General features: G+C 53.4%; 23 protein-coding genes. 12 read left to right on the forward strand and 11 right to left on the reverse strand.

The window, feature by feature from the left end; translation table 11 throughout:
- The first annotated feature begins 75 nt into the window (after nucleotides 1-75).
- Nucleotides 76-666, forward strand: a complete 591-nt coding sequence (locus tag IAE30_RS28280) for an ANTAR domain-containing response regulator (RefSeq protein ID WP_200681465.1) — start codon at nucleotides 76-78, stop codon at nucleotides 664-666.
- Nucleotides 667-706: 40 nt separating this feature from the next.
- On the opposite strand, the gene IAE30_RS28285 is transcribed toward IAE30_RS28280, so the two are convergent.
- Both IAE30_RS28285 and IAE30_RS28290 read right to left on the reverse strand, forming a co-directional pair.
- Nucleotides 707-1,648 (reverse strand): helix-turn-helix domain-containing protein, encoded by a 942-nt coding sequence (locus IAE30_RS28285; RefSeq protein WP_200681466.1) that lies wholly within the window; start codon nucleotides 1,646-1,648, stop codon nucleotides 707-709.
- Between the two features lie 118 nt (nucleotides 1,649-1,766).
- On the reverse strand, nucleotides 1,767-3,161 hold the full coding sequence (locus IAE30_RS28290) for an amidase (protein ID WP_200681467.1): 1,395 nt from the start codon (nucleotides 3,159-3,161) through the stop codon (nucleotides 1,767-1,769).
- Between the two features lie 226 nt (nucleotides 3,162-3,387).
- Between IAE30_RS28290 and IAE30_RS28295 the strand changes: the two genes are divergently transcribed.
- The 7 genes from IAE30_RS28295 (at nucleotide 3,388) to IAE30_RS28325 (ending at nucleotide 11,476) form a co-directional block, all read left to right on the forward strand.
- Nucleotides 3,388-4,809: a hypothetical protein gene (locus IAE30_RS28295; protein ID WP_200681468.1), complete on the forward strand. Its 1,422-nt coding sequence runs from the start codon at nucleotides 3,388-3,390 to the stop codon at nucleotides 4,807-4,809.
- A gap of 333 nt (nucleotides 4,810-5,142) precedes the next feature.
- Complete coding sequence (locus IAE30_RS28300) at nucleotides 5,143-6,348, forward strand: SfnB family sulfur acquisition oxidoreductase (RefSeq protein ID WP_200681469.1); 1,206 nt, start codon at nucleotides 5,143-5,145, stop codon at nucleotides 6,346-6,348.
- Between the two features lie 9 nt (nucleotides 6,349-6,357).
- A complete protein-coding gene (locus IAE30_RS28305) occupies nucleotides 6,358-7,560 on the forward strand; it encodes an SfnB family sulfur acquisition oxidoreductase (RefSeq protein ID WP_200539351.1) in 1,203 nt (400 codons plus the stop codon).
- Nucleotides 7,557-8,918, forward strand: coding sequence for an LLM class flavin-dependent oxidoreductase (locus IAE30_RS28310; protein WP_200681470.1), 1,362 nt, complete (start codon nucleotides 7,557-7,559; stop codon nucleotides 8,916-8,918). Before IAE30_RS28305 ends, IAE30_RS28310 begins: the two co-directional genes overlap by 4 nt.
- Nucleotides 8,919-8,938: 20 nt before the next feature.
- Nucleotides 8,939-9,739 carry a MetQ/NlpA family ABC transporter substrate-binding protein gene (locus IAE30_RS28315; protein ID WP_200681472.1) on the forward strand — a complete coding sequence of 267 codons (801 nt, stop codon included), beginning with the start codon at nucleotides 8,939-8,941 and terminating at the stop codon, nucleotides 9,737-9,739.
- Between the two features lie 2 nt (nucleotides 9,740-9,741).
- Nucleotides 9,742-10,842 carry a methionine ABC transporter ATP-binding protein gene (locus tag IAE30_RS28320; RefSeq protein WP_200681473.1) on the forward strand — a complete coding sequence of 367 codons (1,101 nt, stop codon included), beginning with the start codon at nucleotides 9,742-9,744 and terminating at the stop codon, nucleotides 10,840-10,842.
- Nucleotides 10,826-11,476, forward strand: coding sequence for a methionine ABC transporter permease (locus IAE30_RS28325; RefSeq protein WP_234472892.1), 651 nt, complete (start codon nucleotides 10,826-10,828; stop codon nucleotides 11,474-11,476). Before IAE30_RS28320 ends, IAE30_RS28325 begins: the two co-directional genes overlap by 17 nt.
- Nucleotides 11,477-11,554: 78 nt before the next feature.
- On the opposite strand, the gene IAE30_RS28330 is transcribed toward IAE30_RS28325, so the two are convergent.
- Nucleotides 11,555-12,457 carry a LysR family transcriptional regulator gene (locus IAE30_RS28330; protein WP_200681474.1) on the reverse strand — a complete coding sequence of 301 codons (903 nt, stop codon included), beginning with the start codon at nucleotides 12,455-12,457 and terminating at the stop codon, nucleotides 11,555-11,557.
- Between the two features lie 100 nt (nucleotides 12,458-12,557).
- Here IAE30_RS28330 and IAE30_RS28335 point away from each other — a divergent pair, with 100 nt between their 5' ends.
- Entirely contained in the window at nucleotides 12,558-13,625 is a 1,068-nt protein-coding gene (locus IAE30_RS28335) for an SDR family oxidoreductase (protein ID WP_200681475.1), read from the forward strand.
- A gap of 5 nt (nucleotides 13,626-13,630) precedes the next feature.
- Here IAE30_RS28335 and IAE30_RS28340 read toward each other — a convergent pair whose 3' ends face one another.
- From IAE30_RS28340 to IAE30_RS28350, 3 genes are read right to left on the reverse strand one after another with little or no spacing between them, the layout of a single operon-like run.
- Entirely contained in the window at nucleotides 13,631-14,128 is a 498-nt protein-coding gene (locus IAE30_RS28340; protein ID WP_200681476.1) for a hypothetical protein, read from the reverse strand.
- Between the two features lie 2 nt (nucleotides 14,129-14,130).
- Nucleotides 14,131-14,583, reverse strand: coding sequence for an alpha/beta hydrolase (locus tag IAE30_RS28345; protein WP_200681477.1), 453 nt, complete (start codon nucleotides 14,581-14,583; stop codon nucleotides 14,131-14,133).
- Nucleotides 14,561-14,929, reverse strand: a complete 369-nt coding sequence (locus IAE30_RS28350; protein WP_200681479.1) for a hypothetical protein — start codon at nucleotides 14,927-14,929, stop codon at nucleotides 14,561-14,563. Before IAE30_RS28350 ends, IAE30_RS28345 begins: the two co-directional genes overlap by 23 nt.
- Before the next feature lie 138 nt (nucleotides 14,930-15,067).
- Between IAE30_RS28350 and IAE30_RS28355 the strand changes: the two genes are divergently transcribed.
- Nucleotides 15,068-15,403, forward strand: a complete 336-nt coding sequence (locus IAE30_RS28355; RefSeq protein WP_200681480.1) for a TonB family protein — start codon at nucleotides 15,068-15,070, stop codon at nucleotides 15,401-15,403.
- A gap of 318 nt (nucleotides 15,404-15,721) precedes the next feature.
- Here the strand turns inward: IAE30_RS28355 and IAE30_RS28360 are convergent, their stop codons facing one another.
- Nucleotides 15,722-16,453, reverse strand: coding sequence for an SDR family NAD(P)-dependent oxidoreductase (locus IAE30_RS28360; protein ID WP_200681481.1), 732 nt, complete (start codon nucleotides 16,451-16,453; stop codon nucleotides 15,722-15,724).
- Nucleotides 16,454-16,552: 99 nt separating this feature from the next.
- Here IAE30_RS28360 and IAE30_RS28365 point away from each other — a divergent pair, with 99 nt between their 5' ends.
- The gene (locus IAE30_RS28365; RefSeq protein ID WP_200681482.1) at nucleotides 16,553-16,939 is read left to right on the forward strand and encodes a helix-turn-helix domain-containing protein; all 387 of its coding nucleotides are present in this window, start codon (nucleotides 16,553-16,555) and stop codon (nucleotides 16,937-16,939) included.
- A gap of 134 nt (nucleotides 16,940-17,073) precedes the next feature.
- On the opposite strand, the gene IAE30_RS28370 is transcribed toward IAE30_RS28365, so the two are convergent.
- From IAE30_RS28370 to IAE30_RS28385, 4 genes are read right to left on the reverse strand one after another with little or no spacing between them, the layout of a single operon-like run.
- Nucleotides 17,074-17,703: an NrsF family protein gene (locus tag IAE30_RS28370; protein WP_200681483.1), complete on the reverse strand. Its 630-nt coding sequence runs from the start codon at nucleotides 17,701-17,703 to the stop codon at nucleotides 17,074-17,076.
- Nucleotides 17,696-18,247 (reverse strand): sigma-70 family RNA polymerase sigma factor, encoded by a 552-nt coding sequence (locus IAE30_RS28375; RefSeq protein WP_045816707.1) that lies wholly within the window; start codon nucleotides 18,245-18,247, stop codon nucleotides 17,696-17,698. Before IAE30_RS28375 ends, IAE30_RS28370 begins: the two co-directional genes overlap by 8 nt.
- 17 nt (nucleotides 18,248-18,264) lie before the next feature.
- The gene (locus tag IAE30_RS28380) at nucleotides 18,265-19,494 is read right to left on the reverse strand and encodes a protein-disulfide reductase DsbD (RefSeq protein ID WP_200681485.1); all 1,230 of its coding nucleotides are present in this window, start codon (nucleotides 19,492-19,494) and stop codon (nucleotides 18,265-18,267) included.
- A 15-nt stretch (nucleotides 19,495-19,509) separates the two neighbouring features.
- Entirely contained in the window at nucleotides 19,510-20,082 is a 573-nt protein-coding gene (locus IAE30_RS28385; RefSeq protein WP_045816709.1) for a peroxiredoxin, read from the reverse strand.
- Between the two features lie 144 nt (nucleotides 20,083-20,226).
- Here IAE30_RS28385 and IAE30_RS28390 point away from each other — a divergent pair, with 144 nt between their 5' ends.
- Entirely contained in the window at nucleotides 20,227-20,769 is a 543-nt protein-coding gene (locus tag IAE30_RS28390) for a chorismate mutase (protein ID WP_200681486.1), read from the forward strand.
- Nucleotides 20,770-21,182: the final 413 nt, after the last annotated feature.

Below are 21,182 nucleotides of genomic sequence, written 5' to 3' on the forward strand. Positions count from 1 at the left end.
CAGTGACAACACAGCACCACCGCATTGACTCATTTAACGTGATGCTTCCTCTTTCAGGATGCACACAGGTGAAACATGAATGAGTCATCACTGCTGACCTCTCTTGCAGGTGTCCGATTGCATATTTTCCATCCTGACTCACAGAGCGTGCGGGCCTTTTGCGCCTCTCTGGCACAACTCGGCTGTTATGCACAGCATAGCTGGCCGCCGGTGGCAGATCTTCCGGCGGATAGGCAGCTTCTGCTGGTGGCGATTGAAAATCATCATGAAGCGGTGCTGACGCGCCTGTTTAGCGCCCTGCAGCACTCTCACATACCGACCATTGCTTTGGCGAATTGCCATGATGCACGGTTGTTTCCGCTGTTATTAACGTTACAACCTACGGCGATTGCTGAGCGAGAACTCAATCCGTTTGCTTTGATTGTGCAGATGATTGGCACCTGGCAATCCGCGCAGCAACAGGTGCAATTGCGCCATGAACTGTTGGCACGTCAACAGCGCACGGCAAGAAATGAGCGACTGGCGCAGGCCAAAGGAGTGCTGATGCAAAATTTTGGTTTGGATGAATCCGGCGCCTATCGGTTGATGCGCACCGAAGCGATGAACACGCGCAGCAGCCTGGAATTCACGGCCGAGCGCGTGATCAATCAGCTTGAGAAAGGGTAAGGGTGTTGGGACTTGCGGCCTGAAGGCCGCATCCGACAGCTTATCGTGACGCTTCAGTCTGGCGCAAAAGGCTGCTGGGGGTATAACCAAAGGCTTTGCGAAACGCCAGACTGAAATGCGACATGTCGCTAAAGCCATGATCCAAAGCCACCTGCGTGATGTTACGCGCTTTACCCTCTGCCAGTGCTCTGCGGCATGACAGTAAGCGCTCCTTCCAGACGAAATTCATCGGCGTCGTACCGTGCGCGGCAAATACCCGGCTGATAGTGCGTGGGGAAACATGGTGTGCATTGGCAATTTGCGCCATTGTGAGATCGGCTTCGTGCAGATTTTGTCGCAGATAGCTCACAACCCGCGAATAGAGATCCGGCTTCAGCGCATCATCCCCTTTCTGCAGATTGACGCTGACCGAGATCATATTGATCAACGTGTTAGCGAACTGCTCGGCAAGAAAGCCATTTTCACATTCGGCGTTGAAAATAAAAGCTTCCTGCAACAGTTGCTTAAGCGATGTCATACTGGGGCGTTGCAGATCCAGCGTTTTCCCTGCCAGCCGGGTGATGGCGGGGGCCTCTTTTTCAATCATTTGTCGTGGAAGATGCACAATATTGATTGCCACGTTATCCATGGTGAAATCAAAGGGTGTGGCGGCATCGTAGATCACAACATCACCCGCGCTGACGCGCGATTGATTTTCATTCTGACGCAACGTGCCGCTTCCAGAACGGACATAGCCAAGATAAAAGTCATGGTTAGGATGGCGACGAATGCACTCTGGTGTTCGTTGCCACACCAGTGCGGTTTGTGACACGTGATGGGCGATATCGACATGACCCAGCATCGAGTAACTAAAGCTACCGGAGAATGCACCTGAGTAGGTCTGCCGTGCTTCTGCTTTAATCAGGCGCGAACAGACAGCATCGCGCCAGGCATCAAAACGGTGGCGATTATCCAGATGATCGGTGGTGAAAGTTTCTTTCATAGTTACGTCCCCTAAACCTGGCGAAAAAGGGCGAAATCAGGACAAATCAAGCAAGTTTCAGGCCATAACCACATAAAAAAGCCGCGTTGATTAATCAACGCGGCTGGCGTGGGGAGGGTTACAGGGCAGGATGTTTTTTATGCCATTCAGTCACTTGTTGGTACGCCCAGGCCCCCTGAATCATCGCGGTTTCATCGAAATGCGCGGCGACTAACTGGAAGCCAATCGGTGCACCCGCCGCCGTCATGCCACAGGGCAGTGTGATGGTGGGATGCCCGCTGGCGTCAAATGCACTGGTATAGCGCAACACGCCATTAAACAGTGCCTGATCGGTACCAAAACGGGTCATGGTGTCCCAGGTTAATCCGGCGTAAGCGGTGGCCGGTGCCAGGATCAAATCAACCTGTGTAAACAGGGCGGAAATATCACCGCGCAGCGCGGCGCGGCTTAATAACAGGCGTTGATACTCCAGCGCGGTCACCTGATGACCTAAATCGAGCAGACCCGACAAACCTGGACCGTATTTCTCTTTCTGCGCGGGATACGTTTCTTCATGCGCCAGCGCGGTTTCGACTGCGCACAGGGCGCTCCACTCGGCTGCGGCCTTTTCGGTATCCGGCACGGTGATTTCTACCATGGTCGCACCCAGTGACGTCAGGGTCGCAATCGCTGACTCCAGTGCGGCGCGCGTTTCCGCATCCACCTTCTCCAGCGCCCAGTTTTTATCGATGCCGATGCGCATTTTGCTGACGCCGCGTGTCATCATCGCCAGATAATCGGGCACGGGCTCGCTGCTCGAAGTGGGATCTTTGTCATCACGCCCGGCGATAGCCTGCAGCATGGCCGCCGCATCGGCGGCTGATCGCGCCATTGGCCCAATATGGTCAAGCGAGGCAGCCAGTTCACAGGCACCGTGGCGCGTGACGCGCCCCCAGGTCGGTTTGATGCCGGTCAGGCCATTGGCGTTGGAAGGAAAGCGAATTGAACCACCGGTATCCGTTCCGATCGAACCAAAGCACAGGCCAGCGGCGGTTGCCACGCCAGAACCGCTTGAAGAGACGCCCGTCCAGAGTGCGCTCCCCCATGGGTTGTTCGGGCGAGTGATATCGGGATGGTGATCGGCAAAGGCACTTTCTGTTTGCGTGAGTTTGCCGAGGATTACGGCTCCGGCAGCACGAAAACGATCAACCACCGTTGAGTCTTCTGGCGGGTAATGATCTTTATGGATGATCATGCCGTGGCTGGTAGGTGCATCTTTGGTCCAAATCAGATCCTTCAAGGCAATGGGAACGCCATGCAGCGGGCCGCGCATTTGTCCGGCGGCAATTTCTTTATCTGCTTCTGCGGCTTGTTTCAACGCGCTGTCTCGCATCACATAGAAGAAGCTGTGCAGATCACTATCAAGCATATCGATACGCGCCAGCATCGCTTCCGTGACTGCCACTGAGGTGATGTCACCTGATTGAATCAAGCGTCCAATTTCCAGCAAGCTTTTGTAGTGCAGGTTGTTCATCGCGACCGTTCCTCCGGGGAAAAGGGCTGCCTGTAAAGCAGACAATGTGTTGATCAACAACCTAAATCAGACTTACGGACTCGGCTGTGTTTAAGCAGACAGATGCTGTGCCAGAAGTGCCAGCGGCATATTCGGCTGCTGACGCTAAGCGGAAGGAATGGAGATTAAAGCCTGGAGGAGTGGTGCCGATAACCCTAAGGAATAGTTCACAAGAAGGATTATTTTGATGCTAAATGGGATTGGCAACAGCGTATTACGCAACCTGATTTCCGTAGGTTCAAACGTAAACACCACCGCGAACAGTACAGCAGCACAAAGTCACTTGCAGGCAGAGGCATCGACTAAAGTCACCTTCAGTGAGGCAAATGAAGCAATAGCGGCAATTTATAAAATTGTGCCGGCACAGGTGCAGAACAGTGGCGCTTTGAGCAGCAATTTACAGGCGCAACTCAACGCGGCGTCGCAGTCGGGCGGCGTTGGCATGAGCGGTATCGGCAGCAATTTGCTCAAGGGCTTAATGCAAGGTGGTGACAACGTCACGTTGAGTGTGCCCGCGACCGCCGCGACCAGCGTCTCCAGCAGCAGCCAGAGTGCAGTGGCACTCACTGTCACCACACAATCGGGGATTGAGGTGAGTCTGCAAATGACGCGCCAACAGGGCGGATTGGTGGTGGAGCTGAATACCAGCGGGGGTAAACTCAACCGTGATGAAGCCGCAGCCATCAGCCAGCTCTCCGACGGCTTGCAAAAAGCGCTGGACGGTTTGGATGCAGGGACCACGCAATTAGATATCAGCGACCTGATGAAGTTTGATAGCGCGCAATTGAAAAGCGTCGATCTGAAGACCGATCTGCGTAATGGCAACAATGTGACGCAATCACTCAACCTTCACGCGGACGATAAAGAGCGCTGGCTCGGTTTTCACAATGGGGATGTCAGTATCAAACTCGATACTGATGTGTCAAAGCTGACTCAGGCAGGCAGCGCTGAACAGCAGGCAGCCGCACTCAATCAGTGGTCCGCCAAATTTGATCAGGCAGCAGCGCGTGGGCACGGCGATCGCGACATGCTGGACCTCTTTAAGGCCAGTTTCCGCGCACTGAATACCACGGAAGGACAGGCAAGCCACAGCATAAACACGCAGCGAGTGATCGCCATTGATGCCAATGCTGCTAAAAACGGTGCCATTAGCGGGTTAGCCGATTTTTCTGCCAGCTATCAGCAGACGCCACGCTCTGATAATCCCTATAAGCCGGAAGAGCAGGACACTTTTTCATTAGAGGTTGCGCAGCAAACTCGCTCGCAGCAGCATACTGATACCCAGGATTTGACACAGGATACGCTGTTCAAACTTAAAGCCAGTTTCCACACCGCTCTCGATTCTGACGGGGCAGCGAAACTGACTGCACTTAAGTCATCACAGAATTACCGCTACCATCTGATTGACGATGAAGAGCGTAGCCAGACCGCGGTTTCGCAGAACAAAAAGGGGGAGCTGACAGCGCAAACCACGCAGCAACTTACCCAGCATGAAACGGTAAAAAGCTATCATCAGGCAAAGCTCATTGATAGTGACGAAATACCACACAGCGAAAAAAAGGTCTCTTCGCAGAACTACGCTCGTGCGCTGTTTGAGCGAGAGAATTAAACAGGATGCCCAGCGTACTCTATATCGGCGTTGGGCATTAATTTAACTTAATGCGTTTTTTAACCATACATAGCGTTAATTGCTATTAAGGTTATTTTCAGTTTTTTCTGGCTAACTATCAGCCACTCACACTCTATTTCGCCCTTCTTCAAGCCTTCCTTTTTCCATATCTGATTAATGAAAACGGATTGCTGGATATAGCATAACCCCGCTATTTACTTGCTTTATTCCCGCTGATTATTATCGCGATCAATTCGTTATTAATTCTACGGCTCGCTGCATATTTAAACGCGGGCTTGTTGTTCACTGAGCGATAAAAAAGTGAAATCAACCATGACGCAAAAAAGTCACGTCTATAAGCCACATGCTGCGGTGATAACCTCGGATGCCGAAGCCATCGCAGCCGCAAAGCATCTGGCCGAACAAGCGCTGGCGGGTGCGGTAGATCGCGACCAGCAGCGCATTTATCCGCGAGAACTCCTTAATCAGTTCACCCAGATGGGGCTGGGCAGTATCAGCGTGCCGCGCGAGTTTGGCGGCGGCGGATTGTCGTTCCAGACCGTGGCAGAAGTTTTTCGTGTGATCTCGGCCAGCGATCCCTCACTGGGTCAAACTCCACAAAATCATTTTGGCTTAATTCAATTCATTCTCGGCGAAGGTAGCGCAGAACAGCAGCAGTTTTTACTGAGCGAAGTGGTACTGGGTAAACGTTTGGGTAATGGCGGGCCGGAGAAAAACACCAAACACACGCGAGATGTACAGGCACAACTGGTGGCAACGTCACAGGGTTTGCAGCTGACAGGCGAAAAGTTCTATTCCACCGGCGCGCTGTTTGCGGACGTCCTTGCTACCACCGCTATTCATGGCGAACAGGCGGTAATGGCGTTTATTCCACTGCCCGCTGAAGGGGTGGAAATTATTGATGACTGGTCAGGTATCGGACAGCGCACCACCGCCAGCGGCACGGTGAAATTGCAGCAGGTCAGGGCGGATGCGGCGCTGACCATGCCGCTGCCTGTCACTGATAAACCCACGCTGCGCGGTGCGGTGTCTCAGCTGATTCAGGCTGCGATTGATGCCGGAATCGCACAAGGTGCACTGGATGAGGCACTGGCGTTTGTGCGCAGCAGTTCCCGTCCATGGGTCGATGCGGGAGTGAGTCGCAATGCCGACGATCCTTATATTCTCGCCGATGTCGGGCGCATTAGCACCGAGCTAAGCGCAGCGAATGCCCTGCTTAAACGCGCCGCTCGCGTGATTGACAGCGTTGACCAGCAGTCACTCACCGCTGAAAACTGCGCGCGCGCCTCGATTGCGGTAGCAGAAGCCAAAGTGCTCACAACAGAAATCGCACTGAGCGCCAGCGAGAAATTGCTGGAATGGGGTGGCAGCCGCGCCACGCTACTGCGTCATGGCCTCGATCGCCATTGGCGTAATGCGCGCACCCATACGTTGCACGATCCCGTCCGCTGGAAACATCACGCCATCGGTAACTACTACCTCAACGACGTGCTACCTGCGCGTCATGCCTGGATTTAAGGAGTCAACATGACGCAGGTTTCCCCAAAGCAGCTGGCACAGCGCATCAGCAGTGCGGCACAGGCGCTGGATGTGGCGCAGCAACTGGCAACACGCTTTCGCAGCGGTTCAGCCCAGCGCGACCATGCACGGGAATTGCCGCATGCAGAGTTGCAGCTCTATTTCCAGTCTGGGCTCGGCGCGATCACCGTGCCTCGAGCCTATGGTGGCATTGCTATCTCTTCGGCCGAACTGGCTGAGATATTTGTGATACTCAGCGCGGCGGATGGATCAATTGGGCAGGTACCTCAGAATCATTTTTATGCGCTGGAGGTGTTACGTGTTAACGGCAGTGAAGCGCAGCAGCGGCGGCTTTACGCCGAAGTATTAGCCGGGGTGCATCTTGGTAATGCCTTAGCGGAGTTTAGCTCGCCCTCCGCGCACCAACGCACCACGGCGATCGCGCAACAAGCTGAGGGACTGCGCCTCAATGGCGATAAGTTTTATGCCACTGGCGCGCTGTTTGCCGATCGCATCCCTACGCTAGCGCTAGCCGATGACGGTAAAGAGCAACTGGTGTTTGTGCCGCGCTACCAGGATGGCGTCACGGTGATAGATGACTGGAGCGGCTTTGGGCAACGCACCACGGGCAGCGGTAGCGTGCAATTCCGTGAGGTCGTGATTGCGGCAGAAGATGTGGTGCCATTCCAAACGGCGTTTGAACGCCCGACGACCGTTGGCCCGTTTGCGCAGATCATGCATGCCGCGGTTGATCAGGGAATCGCGCGCGAGGCGTTTAACGACCTGCTCCGTTTTGTCCGTGAACGCGCGCGGCCGTGGCCGGACAGCGGGCTAGAGAAAGCCAGCGAGGATCCGCTCACGCTGGATCGCATTGGTCGTCTGGCGGCACGACTCAGCGCGGGTGATGCGCTCCTGGCAATCGCCGGAGATGCCGTCGATGCCGCACAGCGCGACAGCAGTGCTGAAAACGTTGCGCTTGCCTCGGTGGAGGTAGCGAAAGCACGGGCCTGGACCACAGAGGTGTCGCTGGAAGCGGGAAATTTACTGTTCGAGTTGGGCGGATCGCGATCCAGCTTGCGTGAGCACAATCTGGATCGCCATTGGCGTAATGCGCGAACTCATACGCTACACGATCCGGTGCGTTGGAAATATCCGGCGATCGGCAACTATCTGCTTAACGGCGTACTGCCGCCGCGTCGGGGGACAATATGAGTCAGAAGCAGATCTTACTTAATGCTTTTAACATGAACTGTGTTGGGCACATCCATCATGGCATGTGGACGCATCCACAAGATCGCTCCGTGGATTTCAATTCGCTGTCCTATTGGCTGGATTTGGCGCGATTGCTGGAGCGCGGCCTTTTTGACGGCCTGTTTATTGCTGACATTCTCGGTGTTTATGACGTGTATCAACAGGGGATTGGATTGACCGCAAGTGAGTCAATTCAGTTACCGGTTAACGATCCATTAATGCTGATATCAGGCATGGCTAGCGTGACGCAACATCTTGGTTTTGGTGTGACAGCAAACCTGAGTTATGAAGCGCCATATCCTTTCGCTCGCCGTTTCTCCACCCTGGACCATCTCACTCAGGGCCGCATTGGCTGGAATATCGTCACCGGTTACCTCGATAGCGCCGCACGAGCAATGGGGCAGCATCAATTACAGGCTCACGACCGTCGTTATGACCAGGCAGATGAGTTTCTCGATGTGGCTTATCAACTGTGGGAAGGCAGTTGGCAGGATGATGCATTGCAAGCGAACAAAGCCAAACGGCTGTACGCCGATGCCAGCAAGATCCATGCAATTAACCATCAGGGCGAGTTTTATCAGGTGCAGGGTTATCACCTGAGTAGCCCATCACCGCAAAGAACTCCCTTGCTATTTCAGGCAGGATCGTCGGCACGTGGCGTGCAGTTCGCCGCACGTCACGCTGAGTGTTCGTTTGTGAATGCGGCTTCACCGGCGGCGATGCGCGAGCAATCCACCCGTTTGCGCCAGGCGGCGGTGGCGGCAGGGCGCCAGGCTGACGATCTGCGCATTTTTATGGGTGTCAGCGTGATAGTCGCGCCCACTGAACGCGAAGCGCAGGAAAAGCATCGCAGCTACCTCGAATATGCCAGCCCGGAAGCGGGTATCGCGCACTTCTCCAGCTCGATTGGACTGGATCTGGCGGCATTTGGACTGGATGAACCTATCCAAAGCGGCGACACGCGCGCCATTGAATCGGTAAGCAAGGCTTTCAGCGGCTGGACGCGCCGTCGATTGCTGGAGCAGCACGCGATGGGGAGCCGTTATCCGCTGATTGTCGGCAACCCCTCACAAGTGGCGGATGCGTTGATTCAGTGGATTGACGAAGGTGACATCGATGGCTTTAACCTGACGCGCATCCTTAACCCGCAAAGCTACCGCGATTTTATCGATCTGGTGGTACCGGAGTTGCAACAGCGCGGCCGCTATAAAACCGCCTATCAGCCTGGCAGCTTACGGCAAAAAATATTCCACCAGCAGGACCGTTTGCCCGACCGCCATCCGGCGGCGCGCTGGCGGCCTGCCAATAACCTTCGTTAATTTAACCTCAGGGATTTGATATGAAAATTGCACAGGTACTGGCGCTTAGCGCCTCGATTTTGATCTTCGGCGCTTTTGCCGCCAATGATTACAGCGGCCCGCTGAAAGTCGGCACCACAGCCGCCTTCGCGCCGCCACTGGAAACCGCCGTGGCCGAAGCCAAAAAACAGGGACTTGAAGTGCAGCTGGTGGAGTTCACCGACTGGACAGCACCCAATGTCAGCGTGGAGAACGGTGACATCGACGTGAACCTGTTCCAGCACAAACCCTTCCTGGAAAACGCCAATCAGCAGGGCGGTTTCCATCTGGTGCCTTATGCACCGGCGATCATCAATAACATTGGTCTTTATTCGAAAAAACATACTGCCATTGCTCAGATCCCTGACGGCGGTACGGTGGCGATTGCCAACGATCCCATTAATGGCGCACGCGGTTTATTGCTGTTGCAGAAGGCAAAACTGATCACGCTGAAGCCGGGTGCGGGTCTAAAATCCACCGTGGATGATATTGCCAGCAATCCGAAGCACCTAAAGATCATTGAAGTTGAAGCGGTACAGCTGTCGCGTTCGCTGGATGAAGTCGATCTGGCGCAGGGCTATCCGCACTATCTGCGTTTGTCGAAAACCATCGATCCCAACAATGCACTGCTGTTCGATGGCCTCGAACATCCTGAGTATGTGATTCAGTTCGTGGTGCGCGAAGGCCATCAGGACGATCCACGCCTGAAAAAGTTTGTCGATATCTACCAGCACTCTCCGGTGGTGCGCGCCAAGCTGGATGATTTTTACGGCAAGCTTTATCAGCCGGGCTGGAGCCAGTAAGGATGGTGAGCCTGACCATTCCCGGCGAGCGTGAGGCGCTGTTGACGCCCACCATGGATGCGCCTGGCAAGGTGCACGTTCAGATCCGTGGGCTGAGCAAACGTTATGTCGGACAGACGCAAGAGGCGCTAAAGGGCATCGATTTGCAGGTTAAGCGCGGTGAAATTTTTGGCATTATCGGCCGCAGCGGCGCGGGTAAATCGACGCTGATCCGCTGCCTTAATCGTCTGGAAAATCCTACCCAAGGAACGGTGGTGATAGACGGTATCGATCTCAGCCGTTTAACCGACCGCGAACTGGTGGCGTGGCGTCGTCGCACCGGGATGATCTTTCAGCACTTCAACTTGCTTTCGGCCAAAACGGTTCGAGAAAACATCGAGTTGCCGTTGAAAGTAGCGGGGGTGCCCGCAGCGCAACGGCGGCAAAAGGTTGATGAGTTACTGGCGCTGGTGGGGTTGGAAGAGCGTCAACATGCGTGGCCAGCCCAACTTTCCGGTGGCCAGAAGCAGCGTGTTGGTATCGCGCGCGCGCTGGTGCATGATCCAGAATTGTTGTTGTGCGATGAGGCGACCTCGGCGCTCGATCCCGAAACGACGCGTTCGATTTTGGCGCTGTTAAAGAAAATCAATCAGCAGCGGCATATCACCATTGTACTGATCACCCATGAAATGGATGTCGTGCACGATCTCTGTCACCAGGTGGCGGTGATCGATCAGGGTGAAATCCTAGAGCGCGGTCCGGTGTGGCAGGTCTACAGCGATCCGCAACAGGAGACCACGCGGCAGTTGCTCAACCCGCAGTTTGCGGCGCTGCCCAAAGCGCTTCAGCCGCTGTTGACGCCAACGCGCCAGCAGCCAGATTCACGTTTATTGGTGCGTTTACGCTACAACGGCCAGGGTGCACAGCCCGATCTGGCGGCGATCAGCGCACGCGTGCCGGGTGCGTTAACGCTGATTTATAGCGCGGTCGAGTGGGTTGAGCGTAAGCCCACCGGGCAACTGCTGTTGCTGCTGGATGCCCATCATGATGCGGCGCAGGTATATGACTTGCTGACAGACTCAGCGGATCAACTGGAGGTAACGGGTTATGTCACTGAGTCTTGATCGTTTATGGACGGGTTTGCTGGATACGCTGTTGATGGTCGGCGTGTCATCACTCTTAGCGCTGGCGATTGGCTTGCCAATGGCGGTGATTTTGGTTGTAACGGGTCGCGGCGATCTGTTTCCCAGCCCCGTGTTGAATCGGGTTCTGGGTTGGGTAGTGAATCTGTTCCGCTCGATCCCCTTTTTGATTTTGATGGTGGCGCTAATTCCCTTCACCCGCTGGATTGTCGGTACCACCTATGGCGTTTGGGCGGCAGTGGTGCCACTAACGCTTGCCGCCACGCCTTTTTTTGCACGCATCGCTGAAGTGAGCTTGCGAGAAGTGGACAAATGCTTGACCGAAGCGGCGCAGGCGATGGGATTTCATCGCTGGCATATTGTCTGGCATGTGCTGTTGCCGGAGGCGCGTCCCGGCATAGTGAGTGGCTTTACCATCACGCTGGTGACGATGATCAATGCTTCAGCTATGGCCGGTGCCATTGGTGCAGGCGGATTGGGCGATCTCGCCTATCGCTACGGCTATCAGCGCTTTGATATGCAAGTGATGCTGACGGTGATTGTGGTGTTGGTGGCGCTCGTGACGGTGCTGCAGTATTGCGGTGACCGATTGTCACGGCGGTTGAATCATCGTTAATCCTGTTGGCGTCGCACAATAAATAGCGCCGTTAAGGCAAGACGCACGGAGCTGTAGCAGCGAGATTTATCTCGCTTGCTAACGAATCTGCAATCCTTCCAACGCCGCCAGCAGTGCATCGACTTTCGGTAAAAGCTGTTTGCGGCGCGGCCATATCAACGTTAATGCCAAACCATCGGGCTGTTGTTCCGGCAAGATAATCTCCAATTCACCGCGTGCCAGCGGTTCGCGCACCAGCCAGGATGGCATCTGCGCGACCCCCAGTCCACCACACAGCGCCTGTACTTGAGCATCGACATCACCCAGTGCCATACGATGTGGCACGTTGCGCCAGTGCGGGTGACCATCAGCAGTGGTAAACAGCCAGGGTTTAGTGCTGCCATCCACGCGTTCATACATGATGGCCTGATGCTGCAATAACGCTTCTTCACTGTCCGGACGGCCAGCGCGGTCTAAATATTCCGGGGCAGCGCAAAACACCATGCGCTCGCGCCCCATTTGACGACAGCCGAGAGAGGCTGGAACGTCTGGCGATCCGCCAATGCGTACAGCCACATCAATCCCTTCATCAAACAAGTCGATAAAACGATCGGAGAAGGTGAGGTTAAGTTCCAGTTCAGGGTGCTGCTGGCAAAAAGGAATTAAGATCGGCATGACGCCCAAACGGCCATAAGTATTGGGAACCGCGACGCGTAATCGCCCTGAAGGAATACTGCGTTGCGCTGCCAATACCGCTTCGGCTTCTGCCAACTCCTCCATGATGCGCAAGCAGGTTTGATAATAGGCGTTGCCGGCATCCGTGAGTTTTAGGCTGCGGGTGGTGCGTTCCAGCAGGCGTGAACCGAGGCGAGTCTCAAGCCGGGTCACGCTTTTGCTCACCGCTGAACCTGTTAAGTGGAGACGTTCTGCCGCGGCGGCGAAGCTGCCGTTCTCAACACTGGCAACAAAGGGGACGATGTCTTTCAGACGCTGATCGTGCATTGATTCGTGAATCCAGGTTGGGAATGATGTGAATTAATGCCAGAGATAGGAACTCAATTCTCTATTAAGCTCATCATTACTGAAACAGAGGAGAATTGAAATGCAAAAACACGCGTTAATTGTGGGCATCAGCGGTGTTATAGGGCGTGCGCTGGCGGAAAAATTGCAAAGTGAAGGATGGCAGGTGACCGGATTGTCACGTGGACGCGGGGCGATTCCAGAGCGCTGCCGCAGCCTGACTGCCGATCTCACTGATGCGAATGCCGTGAGTGCTGTGCTGGCAAAAGAGAAACCGGATGCGCTGTACTTTAGCGTGTGGTCCCGCCAGGAGAATGAAAAAGAGAATATCCGTGTGAACGGCGGCATGGTGCGCAATGTGATTGAAGCCTTGGGCGATCGTTTAAACGGTGCACATGTGGCGCTGGTGACTGGTCTGAAACACTATCTTGGACCATTCGAAGCTTACGGCAAAGGCGCTGTCCCGGTGACACCTTTCCGTGAAGAGCAGGGGCGTCAGCCGGTCGATAACTTCTATTACGCGCAGGAAGATGAGGTTTTCGCGGGAGCAGAGCAATACGGCTTTCGCTGGAGCGTGCATCGTCCACACACCATCATTGGTTATGCGCTGGGCAACGCCATGAACATGGGGCAGACACTGGCGGTGTATGCCACGCTGTGTCGCGAGAAGGGCTGGCCATTTATCTTCCCCGGTTCACCAGAACAGTGGAATGGTCTGGCCGACGTCACCGATGCAAGCCTACTGGCAGAACAGTTATTTTGGGCGACCACTGCCAAAGAAGCCGCCAATCAGGATTTCAACGCGGTGAACGGCGATGTGTTCCGCTGGAACTGGTTGTGGCCGCGTCTGGCAGCGTATTTCGGCATTGAAGCCGCTGCCTATCCTGCGCAGATGATGCCGCTGGAGGGACGCATGCAGGATGCGGAAGAGGCATGGCGTGAGATTGCCGCACGCGAGAATTTACTTGAAGCGGACATCAACAAGCTGGCTTCCTGGTGGCACACTGATGCCGATCTGGGACGTCCGATGGAAGCGTTCACGGATATGAGCAAAAGCCGTAAAGCCGGGTTTACCGGTTATCGCGCAACGCTGGATTCGTTCATCAGCTTGTTTGAAAAGCTGAAAGCAGAGAAAGTGATTCCGCAGTAACAGGCTCATCCCGAGATTTTAGGTAAGGGCTTTGGTCCGCCTGCGAGCGGGCCAAGGTTCTTCACTACGTGTTTGATAAATTCGCCAATCTGAAAAGAGGAGTTGAACAGGCAATCAAGATGGTGACTGTCTTTGAGTAATTTAAAGCTGAGGTAATGATTGCCATATTTTTTAGCAAACTCCTCCATTGCCTTTGGTTCGAATAATTCATCTTTGTCCGCCACTAGCATTAGCGTGGGAAGGGAGAGTGTGCTCAGTTGTTTAGCGGGAGAACGAGGCGTTAACGCATTCGCCATATTGACACTGTATTTGCGCACCAGGTTTTTGACATCATTATCGATGCTGCCAGGAATATTCAGGTTTACGGCAACATAGTTTCCAAAAAGCTTACCGCGTGTTAGTGCATTCAATATAAAAGGCCATCGTGTGACCCTGGCAAACGGTACAGTGGCTATTTTACGGTGAACACCTTTTGCGAAGGGGCCTAATTCTGGCGCTAACAAAATTAAGCTGGTTTATGACAGGTAAAATAATTGATGAGCATACCAGCACCGCTGGAGTGACCTAGAAGATGATATTGAGCCTGAGGATGAGACCGCTTTAATGCTGTGATGAGCATATCGACATTCTGCCAAAGCAGGCGGGGATCAGGTAGGTGCCCTTTAATGCCCTTTGATTCGCCATGACCATGCATATCCACTAAACAAACTGACAGACCGCTTTCAGCAACCAATTGGCGAGCGAGGATGCCGTATCCAGCATCGAGATTGACACCGCCTCCGTGATAAACGATGACAATATCTTTGACGGGCTGGGGACCTTCATAAAACCGATACCGTAATCCTTCTTCGTGATGCGTTGTCACTGATGATATGAAACGCAGTGATTGCTCATAATCGGCTGCCGCCGCACTAAATCGCTCAAAATCCAGCACTTTAAGATCCCTTTTGATGCCCATCTTCCAATTCACGCAGTTTACACATGACCGGCCTGACATCGTGATTTAAATATTCCATCGTAGTCAGAAAAACCATGCGACGTTTGTCGAAGTTCTTACGGTAAAACATAAATCGTAACCCTGGTGCAAAGACCAGTAATTGCACGTCATTGGCAATAAGCGTGTCGATATTGGATTCGCTGATATCAAGCGTGAAACACCAATTAAGCTGTCGCTTGCTGATGGCACTTTGTACCGCAGCAATATATTTCTCTGCGCGGAAATATCCAAATCCACCATTCGCGCCAAAACCTGGTGCTCTGAATAAGGTGGGGCTGGGTATGTCAATAAAAACGATGCTTTTCATAGGCAGTGATTCCTTCATCTGCATTGCTGAATTAACCCTTAAGACGCTTAGAGCGGCCTCTTAATGAAAAACTGGCACTATCCTGTTGATATGTTTAGATGATAACATGAGAATGATTCTCAACAACAGGAGGTTGTTATGTTCAAATCATTACCTATCATTCTCTCTCTGGCATTAATGGGATGCAGTGCGTCCCATGATGGAAAAGCAATAATGCCAAAGCCCCTGCAAATGGAAAAACCTGTCTATCCCTACTACGCCTATAAAAATCATATAGAAGGTAAGGTTAAATTCTTTTTTGATGTTGATGCTGAAGGGAAAGTCAGTGAAATGCGCATCATTGAATCAACGCCTGAACATCTCTTCGATGACGCGGTCATTCGTGCGGTCAGTAAATGGCGTTTCGAGAAAGGCCATCCAACCAAGAATATTCCTTTGAATGTTGTGCTGAGAATAAATCATACGATCAGTTAAGATCTAGGCTGCGCCGGGCATGAGTTTACAAAATATTCATGGCGTAGTTTGTCAATATTGCGGGATGCGAGGGTGGTATCGCTGTCAGGCTGCATTTGCATTACAGAGACCCTTCAGCACGGCTCAATAGTTGCCGCAGGCTTCAGTGGTGTCACATGGCCCGGTGAACGACGAAAAGCCACGCGTGAACGCAACCGAGAAATGGGCATTCCCGTGGACGACGGTGTGTGGGCTGAGGTGCAACACCTGGCAAGTTAGCCACCGGCTTTTCACATTGCGGCAAACAGCCATCGCAGCATGGCTGTTTGCCTTAAGAGATTAAACTTGTGTTAATCCGCCATCGACGCAGATTTCCGCACCGGCAATATAGCTGCTCTCGTCACTGGCGAGGAATAAGGCCGCATTAGCCACTTCTTCCGGTTTACCCATTCTGCCAAGTGGGATGGCGTTGGTTAATCCATTGCGAACATCTTCAGAAGCTGCAGCCATCATCTCAGTATCAACAGGGCCTGGTGCGACCACATTCACTCGAATTCCCCGCGCTGCAAGTTCACGCGTCCAGGTGCGCGCGAATGAACGGAGAGCCGCTTTACTGGCAGAATAAACCCCATAACCCTCCGTGCCGATGGCATCCGCAATAGAACCAATTAACACCACACTTGAACCGGGTTTCAGAAGCGGTAACGCCGCTTGTAAGGCGAAGAGAGGTGAACGGACATTCAGCCCGAATATCTGATCAAAATGTGGCTCAGTGATCGCATCAAGTTTGGCATATTCAGACATACCGGCATTGATCACTAACACGTCCAGATGATCGGACGTGCCTTTAATGGTGGCCATAATACGGTTCAATTCGTCTTTTTGACTGACATCTGCTTGCAGTGGTATTGCGTTGCCAGTCATTTTTAGGTTGGCCGTGGCTAACTCTTCTTCACGACGAGAAGTAAACCAGGTTGTGGCACCTTCGCTGGCAAGGCGCTGACTGATAGCCAACCCGATACCTTTTGCGCCGCCGAGTACAACGGCCACTTTGTTATTCATTCTGCCCATCTGCTTTCTCCTGTGTTGGTGGAAATCAGATGATATAAAAACTATACTTGATATCAATTACGCACTTGATTTATATCAGATATATAAGGGTATATCGACATGCCAAAAAATTATGATAAGCCATTGATTGATATTGGTAAGACGCGACCGGTTCTGGAAAATATCACCAATAAATGGTCAATATTAATTCTCACTGTGCTTTGTACACAGCCTTCTCGCTTCAATGAAATTCGTCGCCGGTTGGATGGCATAACTCATAAAGCGTTGGCAGACGCGCTTAAACGGTTAGAGCGCAATGGGCTGGTGAACCGTAAAGTGTTGCCGACTGCGCCGGTGAGTGTGGAATACAGCATCACACCTTTGGCGCAGACACTGCAGCAGCCATTTATGGCCCTGGCGAGTTGGGCGATGGAGTACGGGCCGGAGATGGAAAGAGCACAGGCCGCTTACGACCTCATGCGAAAAGAAACAGAAGTTGATGCGTGATAACCAGGGGAGCATGTATATAGCTCCCCGTCATCGTTATTGTTGAAGGATTAAGCTTATCCGTTAAGTTTTTATAGGGATCAGTATTAACATCTCGGCATTAATGGATACGGATTATCATTTTAATAAGCCGATTATCCCAACTTCACCCAGCGTTTGCCCAGCAGCACCGTCATGGTTACGATCACGGCGATAGCCGCCAGGTGCATGACAAAATCCATGGGATGCAGATGCACCGGATGGCAAAACGCCAGCATGGTGACTGCCATGCAGGCGACACCCAATCCGGCCATTGCCAGGCTGCGTACCGGGTGGAGAGCGCGAGTGCGGCGCAGCGTGGCGATCATCAGAACCATCATGGGTGTGCTCACAACCAACAGGAAAGTAAAGCATCGTGTGCTGTCATCGTCATGCGGCTCAATAACCGCGTGCGGAATACTGCTTAGACTCAAACCCAACCACAGTAAGCCCAGCGGCAACAGGGCTTTCCAACTGATGCTTTGACGCCCGGCGATACTCATATTAAACGCGCTGCGAATGGCCATTAGACCCAGAACAAAGGCCAGAGCCAGTTGTACCATTGCGCGCATCGCGCCAGGCTGCGACCAGTCGGTGAGGGTGCGTTGCACCAGAAAACTGGCGGCGATGCCGCAGGGCAGTGCCAGTAGCAGCCATATCAAGACACGCCAGTAAGTTGGCCGCATCGGTTGAACGGGTTGCATGTCGCGGCTGAGTTTTTCGATTAACAAATCGTGATTATTCATGGTGTGCTCCAAAGCGACGCAGATTACTCAGCGCGCGATGCAACAGCGATTTCACCGCTGCCACACTTAAATTGTTATGTTCTGCCGCTTCAGTCAGGCTCATTTCGCGTAGATGGACGTGTTCAACAATCTCACGTTGACGAGAGGGAAGCTGGCGCAAATAGCCTGCCAGCTCCTCTTGCGTATCCAGCGGTGGTGTTTCTGGCGCAATGGCGGCTTCAGTTAACGTCTCTTCATGAACTTCCCATTGCTGATGACGTCCGCGCCGCCGCAGGGCATCGACTGCGCGCGCGGAGATGATGGCCATCAGCCAGGGCAAGAACGGGTAGGCAGGATCATAGGTGTGACGCACCCGATGCACCGTTAACAGCACATCCTGAATCACATCTTCCACTAATGCCTGGTCGGTGAGTTGTTTGCGTATTTGTCCGCGTATCACCGGCACTAGCGCTTTGAGCAGTCGGGTGTAGGCGAGCTGATCGCCCGCCTGCGCCTGTTCCATTAGCGCGGGCCAACTTTCGCGCGCGCTATCACTTGCTTGCATAATCCGCCTTGAAACATTTACGCCTTAGAGCTGGCCGCTTGCAGCGCATTCACCACAATGCCTGGTGTCAGCACTTGAGGCAGCACTTTTGGCGGTCCGCCATCGGCGGGGTAAACCAGATACATCGGGAGTCCGCCCTGGCCAAACTCGCTCATGGCGTCATCGACATCAGGGTTAAATTTGGTGGAGTCAGCCACCATATACAACGTACCGGTTTTTGCCAGCGCGTCTTTAACCGCCTGCGTCGAGAGTGAGGTTTTTTCATTTACCTGACAAGTGATGCACCATGATGCCGTGAAATCGACAAAGATGGCTTTGCCATGTCCGCGTTGTGATGCAACGGCCTGTGGCGTCCACTTCTCTTTGGTGAGCTGTGCGGTGACCTGATCGCCAGCCAATCCTTCGCCCGGTTTAATCAACTGCGGCAACGGCGCCAGTACGGCGACAATCAATACGGCGGTGACGGCGAACAGGACTTTATGGCCTTTACCGGCAAAACGGCGATGTTGCGCCATCCCATACAACCAGCCAGCAAACGCGACAACGACAGAGGCTGCTAACAGTGTAGCTAACGCTGCGCTGCCCGCCTGTTGCGCTAATACCCACACCAGCCAGGCGTAAGCGCCGAACATTGGGAAGGCCAGACCGCGTTTCAACACATCCATCCATGCACCTGGTCGTGGCAGGAATTTTGCCAGACGCGGGAACAAGGAAACTAACGTGAAGGGCGCGGCAAAACCCAGAGCCAGTGCAAAGAAGATCACCAGGGCCACAGCCGGAGGTTGCACCAGCGCATAACCAATGGCACTCGCCATGAAGGGGGCGGCGCAGGGGGTGGCAACCATAATTGCTAGTGCACCGGTGAGCGCAGATCGTAAAAATGCGCCGCGATTGATTTCCACCGCGCCCACGCGCTGAACGGACAAGCCCACTTCAAACACGCCGAGCAAGTTAAGTGCGGCGGCGAGGATCACCAGCGACAGCAGGGCGATCACCAGGGGGGATTGCAGTTGGAAACCCCAACCGACTGCGGCCCCGCCTGCGCGAGCGGCCAATAAAATCCCTGCCAGCGCCATCATGGTGACGATCACACCAAGCAGGAAACCCAAACCTTCGCGTCGCGCGCTGGCAGCGTTGTCCGTGTGGCGTAACAAACCCAGCGCTTTCAGTGAGATGACAGGAAAAACGCAGGGCATAAGATTAAGAATAATGCCGCCAATGAAGGCGGCCAGCATGGCGGTTAACATCGCTGGCCTCTTTGCTTAGTGAGTTTGCGGATGCGCGTCGTCGTACTGCTTCACGGCGGCGAGGGCTTTCTCAATGTGCGTATCCGGGTTTCTATCAGTGTAACTCAGCAGGATGTTGCCATCCGGCGCAATCACATAGGACGTACGATCGGAGAGCGTTTTCCCTTTCATTTGCATGGTGGTCTGGTACTCAGCAGCAATCTTGGCACCAGGATCCGCAGCGACGGCAAATTTGTCACGGCATTCCAGTTTGGAGAAGTCGCTGACCTGATCGGTATTCCCAGCGGTCACGCCAATCACGGTGGCGTGCATTTTGGTGAAATTATCGGTGGCTTCGGCGAAGTCATGCGCTTCAATGGTACAGCCCGCGCTAAAGGCAGCTGGGAAGAAATACAGCACCACAGGGCCTTTTTGCAGCGCTTTTTGCAGTGAGAAGGTGAGTGGTTTGCCCGCTAAAGCACCTTGTAACTCGAAATTCGGCGCTTTGGCACCCACGGGCAGCGCGGCGCTGGCATTAAACGCGGTGGCAGAGAGGCCCAATGCAGCGGTGATGCTCAGAGTACAAACGAGGGTTTTAAACGATTTCATTATCTGCTCCTGCGATGTAAGGGAGGTCCGGTTTTGGTGACTCAATACATCAGTTCGCTTGAGGAGGCGGAAAGGTTTCGGTGTCAGAAAAAAAAAGTTAAATTAGCCACGCTATATGACTCATGGAAAAAGAGGCAAACAGAGATGAATCGGAATTATTTCAGTAAAATCATTTTATTAGTCGGATTATCTTGTTCGGCTACCGCATTGGCGGCACCGGCAATAAACAGCGATGTCGCGTCACTCATCAACCAGCGCTTGTCGTATATGAAGGATGTCGCTGGCTATAAGGCGGTTAATCATCTGCCTGTAGAAGACCTGCCGCAGGAAGATAAAGTTCTGGCCAGTGCGGTACAGCAAGCTGAAAAACTGGGCTTAGCGGGGGAGTCTGTCAAACCCTTCGTGCAGGCGCAGATGGATGCCGCGAAAGCGATTCAGTATCGCTATCGTGCAGATTGGCTCTCCACGCCCGAGCAGGGATGGCAGCCTTTGCCGTTAGACCAGGTCAGGACCAGGATTAATGCGCTGAGTGCCAGAATCCTGAACGGTATCAGTGAGCAATTAGCCCAGGGCAAACCCTTCACTGATAAACCCGCCTTTCTGCACGCGCTTGATCAAGCGCATCTGGAACAGGGTGATAAAACGCGGTTGTGGGAAGCCTTGCAGAAAATCAGTCTGAAAAAATAGCGAATATGGCATGCCAGAGGTGTCATGAATCACGCCTCTGGAGTGTTTAACGCAACATGCTTCATGGTTTCAGTCTACTCAGCATGCGAAGCGCGTTCTCAAACAACTTTTCTGCAATCTGGACTGGAATTTCAGCGGGTAAAATTTTCATCACGCGCCTTCCGTTCATCCCTGCAATAAACGCCTGTTTCACCCATCATTCTCCGGCGCGATGGTGTCGTGAACTCCATTTTATCTTCTGCAGTCAGCGTCACGCCATTCCGCCACCTTTTCCTTATATCCCCAACTGAACTCCCTATGTCCTGCTGAAGAATGCCCTCTGCTATAACTGCTGCGAGTTGTTAACGTGTGGGAAAAGCTTGTCATGGATATTCGTAAAATTAAGAAACTGATCGAACTGGTAGAAGAGTCTG

Origin of the sequence: Pantoea sp. S61 (assembly GCF_016625145.1) — a bacterium.
Classification (GTDB): Bacteria; Pseudomonadota; Gammaproteobacteria; order Enterobacterales; family Enterobacteriaceae; genus Pantoea; species Pantoea rwandensis_B.

Coding starts and splice junctions, on each gene's coding strand:
- IAE30_RS28280 (WP_200681465.1), top strand. CDS start 76: ATGAATGAGTCATCACTGCTGACCTCTCTTGCAGGTGTCCGATTGCAT.
- IAE30_RS28285 (WP_200681466.1), bottom strand. CDS start 1,648: ATGAAAGAAACTTTCACCACCGATCATCTGGATAATCGCCACCGTTTT.
- IAE30_RS28290 (WP_200681467.1), bottom strand. CDS start 3,161: ATGAACAACCTGCACTACAAAAGCTTGCTGGAAATTGGACGCTTGATT.
- IAE30_RS28295 (WP_200681468.1), top strand. CDS start 3,388: ATGCTAAATGGGATTGGCAACAGCGTATTACGCAACCTGATTTCCGTA.
- IAE30_RS28300 (WP_200681469.1), top strand. CDS start 5,143: ATGACGCAAAAAAGTCACGTCTATAAGCCACATGCTGCGGTGATAACC.
- IAE30_RS28305 (WP_200539351.1), top strand. CDS start 6,358: ATGACGCAGGTTTCCCCAAAGCAGCTGGCACAGCGCATCAGCAGTGCG.
- IAE30_RS28310 (WP_200681470.1), top strand. CDS start 7,557: ATGAGTCAGAAGCAGATCTTACTTAATGCTTTTAACATGAACTGTGTT.
- IAE30_RS28315 (WP_200681472.1), top strand. CDS start 8,939: ATGAAAATTGCACAGGTACTGGCGCTTAGCGCCTCGATTTTGATCTTC.
- IAE30_RS28320 (WP_200681473.1), top strand. CDS start 9,742: ATGGTGAGCCTGACCATTCCCGGCGAGCGTGAGGCGCTGTTGACGCCC.
- IAE30_RS28325 (WP_234472892.1), top strand. CDS start 10,826: ATGTCACTGAGTCTTGATCGTTTATGGACGGGTTTGCTGGATACGCTG.
- IAE30_RS28330 (WP_200681474.1), bottom strand. CDS start 12,457: ATGCACGATCAGCGTCTGAAAGACATCGTCCCCTTTGTTGCCAGTGTT.
- IAE30_RS28335 (WP_200681475.1), top strand. CDS start 12,558: ATGCAAAAACACGCGTTAATTGTGGGCATCAGCGGTGTTATAGGGCGT.
- IAE30_RS28345 (WP_200681477.1), bottom strand. CDS start 14,583: ATGGGCATCAAAAGGGATCTTAAAGTGCTGGATTTTGAGCGATTTAGT.
- IAE30_RS28350 (WP_200681479.1), bottom strand. CDS start 14,929: ATGAAAAGCATCGTTTTTATTGACATACCCAGCCCCACCTTATTCAGA.
- IAE30_RS28355 (WP_200681480.1), top strand. CDS start 15,068: ATGTTCAAATCATTACCTATCATTCTCTCTCTGGCATTAATGGGATGC.
- IAE30_RS28360 (WP_200681481.1), bottom strand. CDS start 16,453: ATGGGCAGAATGAATAACAAAGTGGCCGTTGTACTCGGCGGCGCAAAA.
- IAE30_RS28365 (WP_200681482.1), top strand. CDS start 16,553: ATGCCAAAAAATTATGATAAGCCATTGATTGATATTGGTAAGACGCGA.
- IAE30_RS28370 (WP_200681483.1), bottom strand. CDS start 17,703: ATGAATAATCACGATTTGTTAATCGAAAAACTCAGCCGCGACATGCAA.
- IAE30_RS28375 (WP_045816707.1), bottom strand. CDS start 18,247: ATGCAAGCAAGTGATAGCGCGCGCGAAAGTTGGCCCGCGCTAATGGAA.
- IAE30_RS28380 (WP_200681485.1), bottom strand. CDS start 19,494: ATGTTAACCGCCATGCTGGCCGCCTTCATTGGCGGCATTATTCTTAAT.
- IAE30_RS28385 (WP_045816709.1), bottom strand. CDS start 20,082: ATGAAATCGTTTAAAACCCTCGTTTGTACTCTGAGCATCACCGCTGCA.
- IAE30_RS28390 (WP_200681486.1), top strand. CDS start 20,227: ATGAATCGGAATTATTTCAGTAAAATCATTTTATTAGTCGGATTATCT.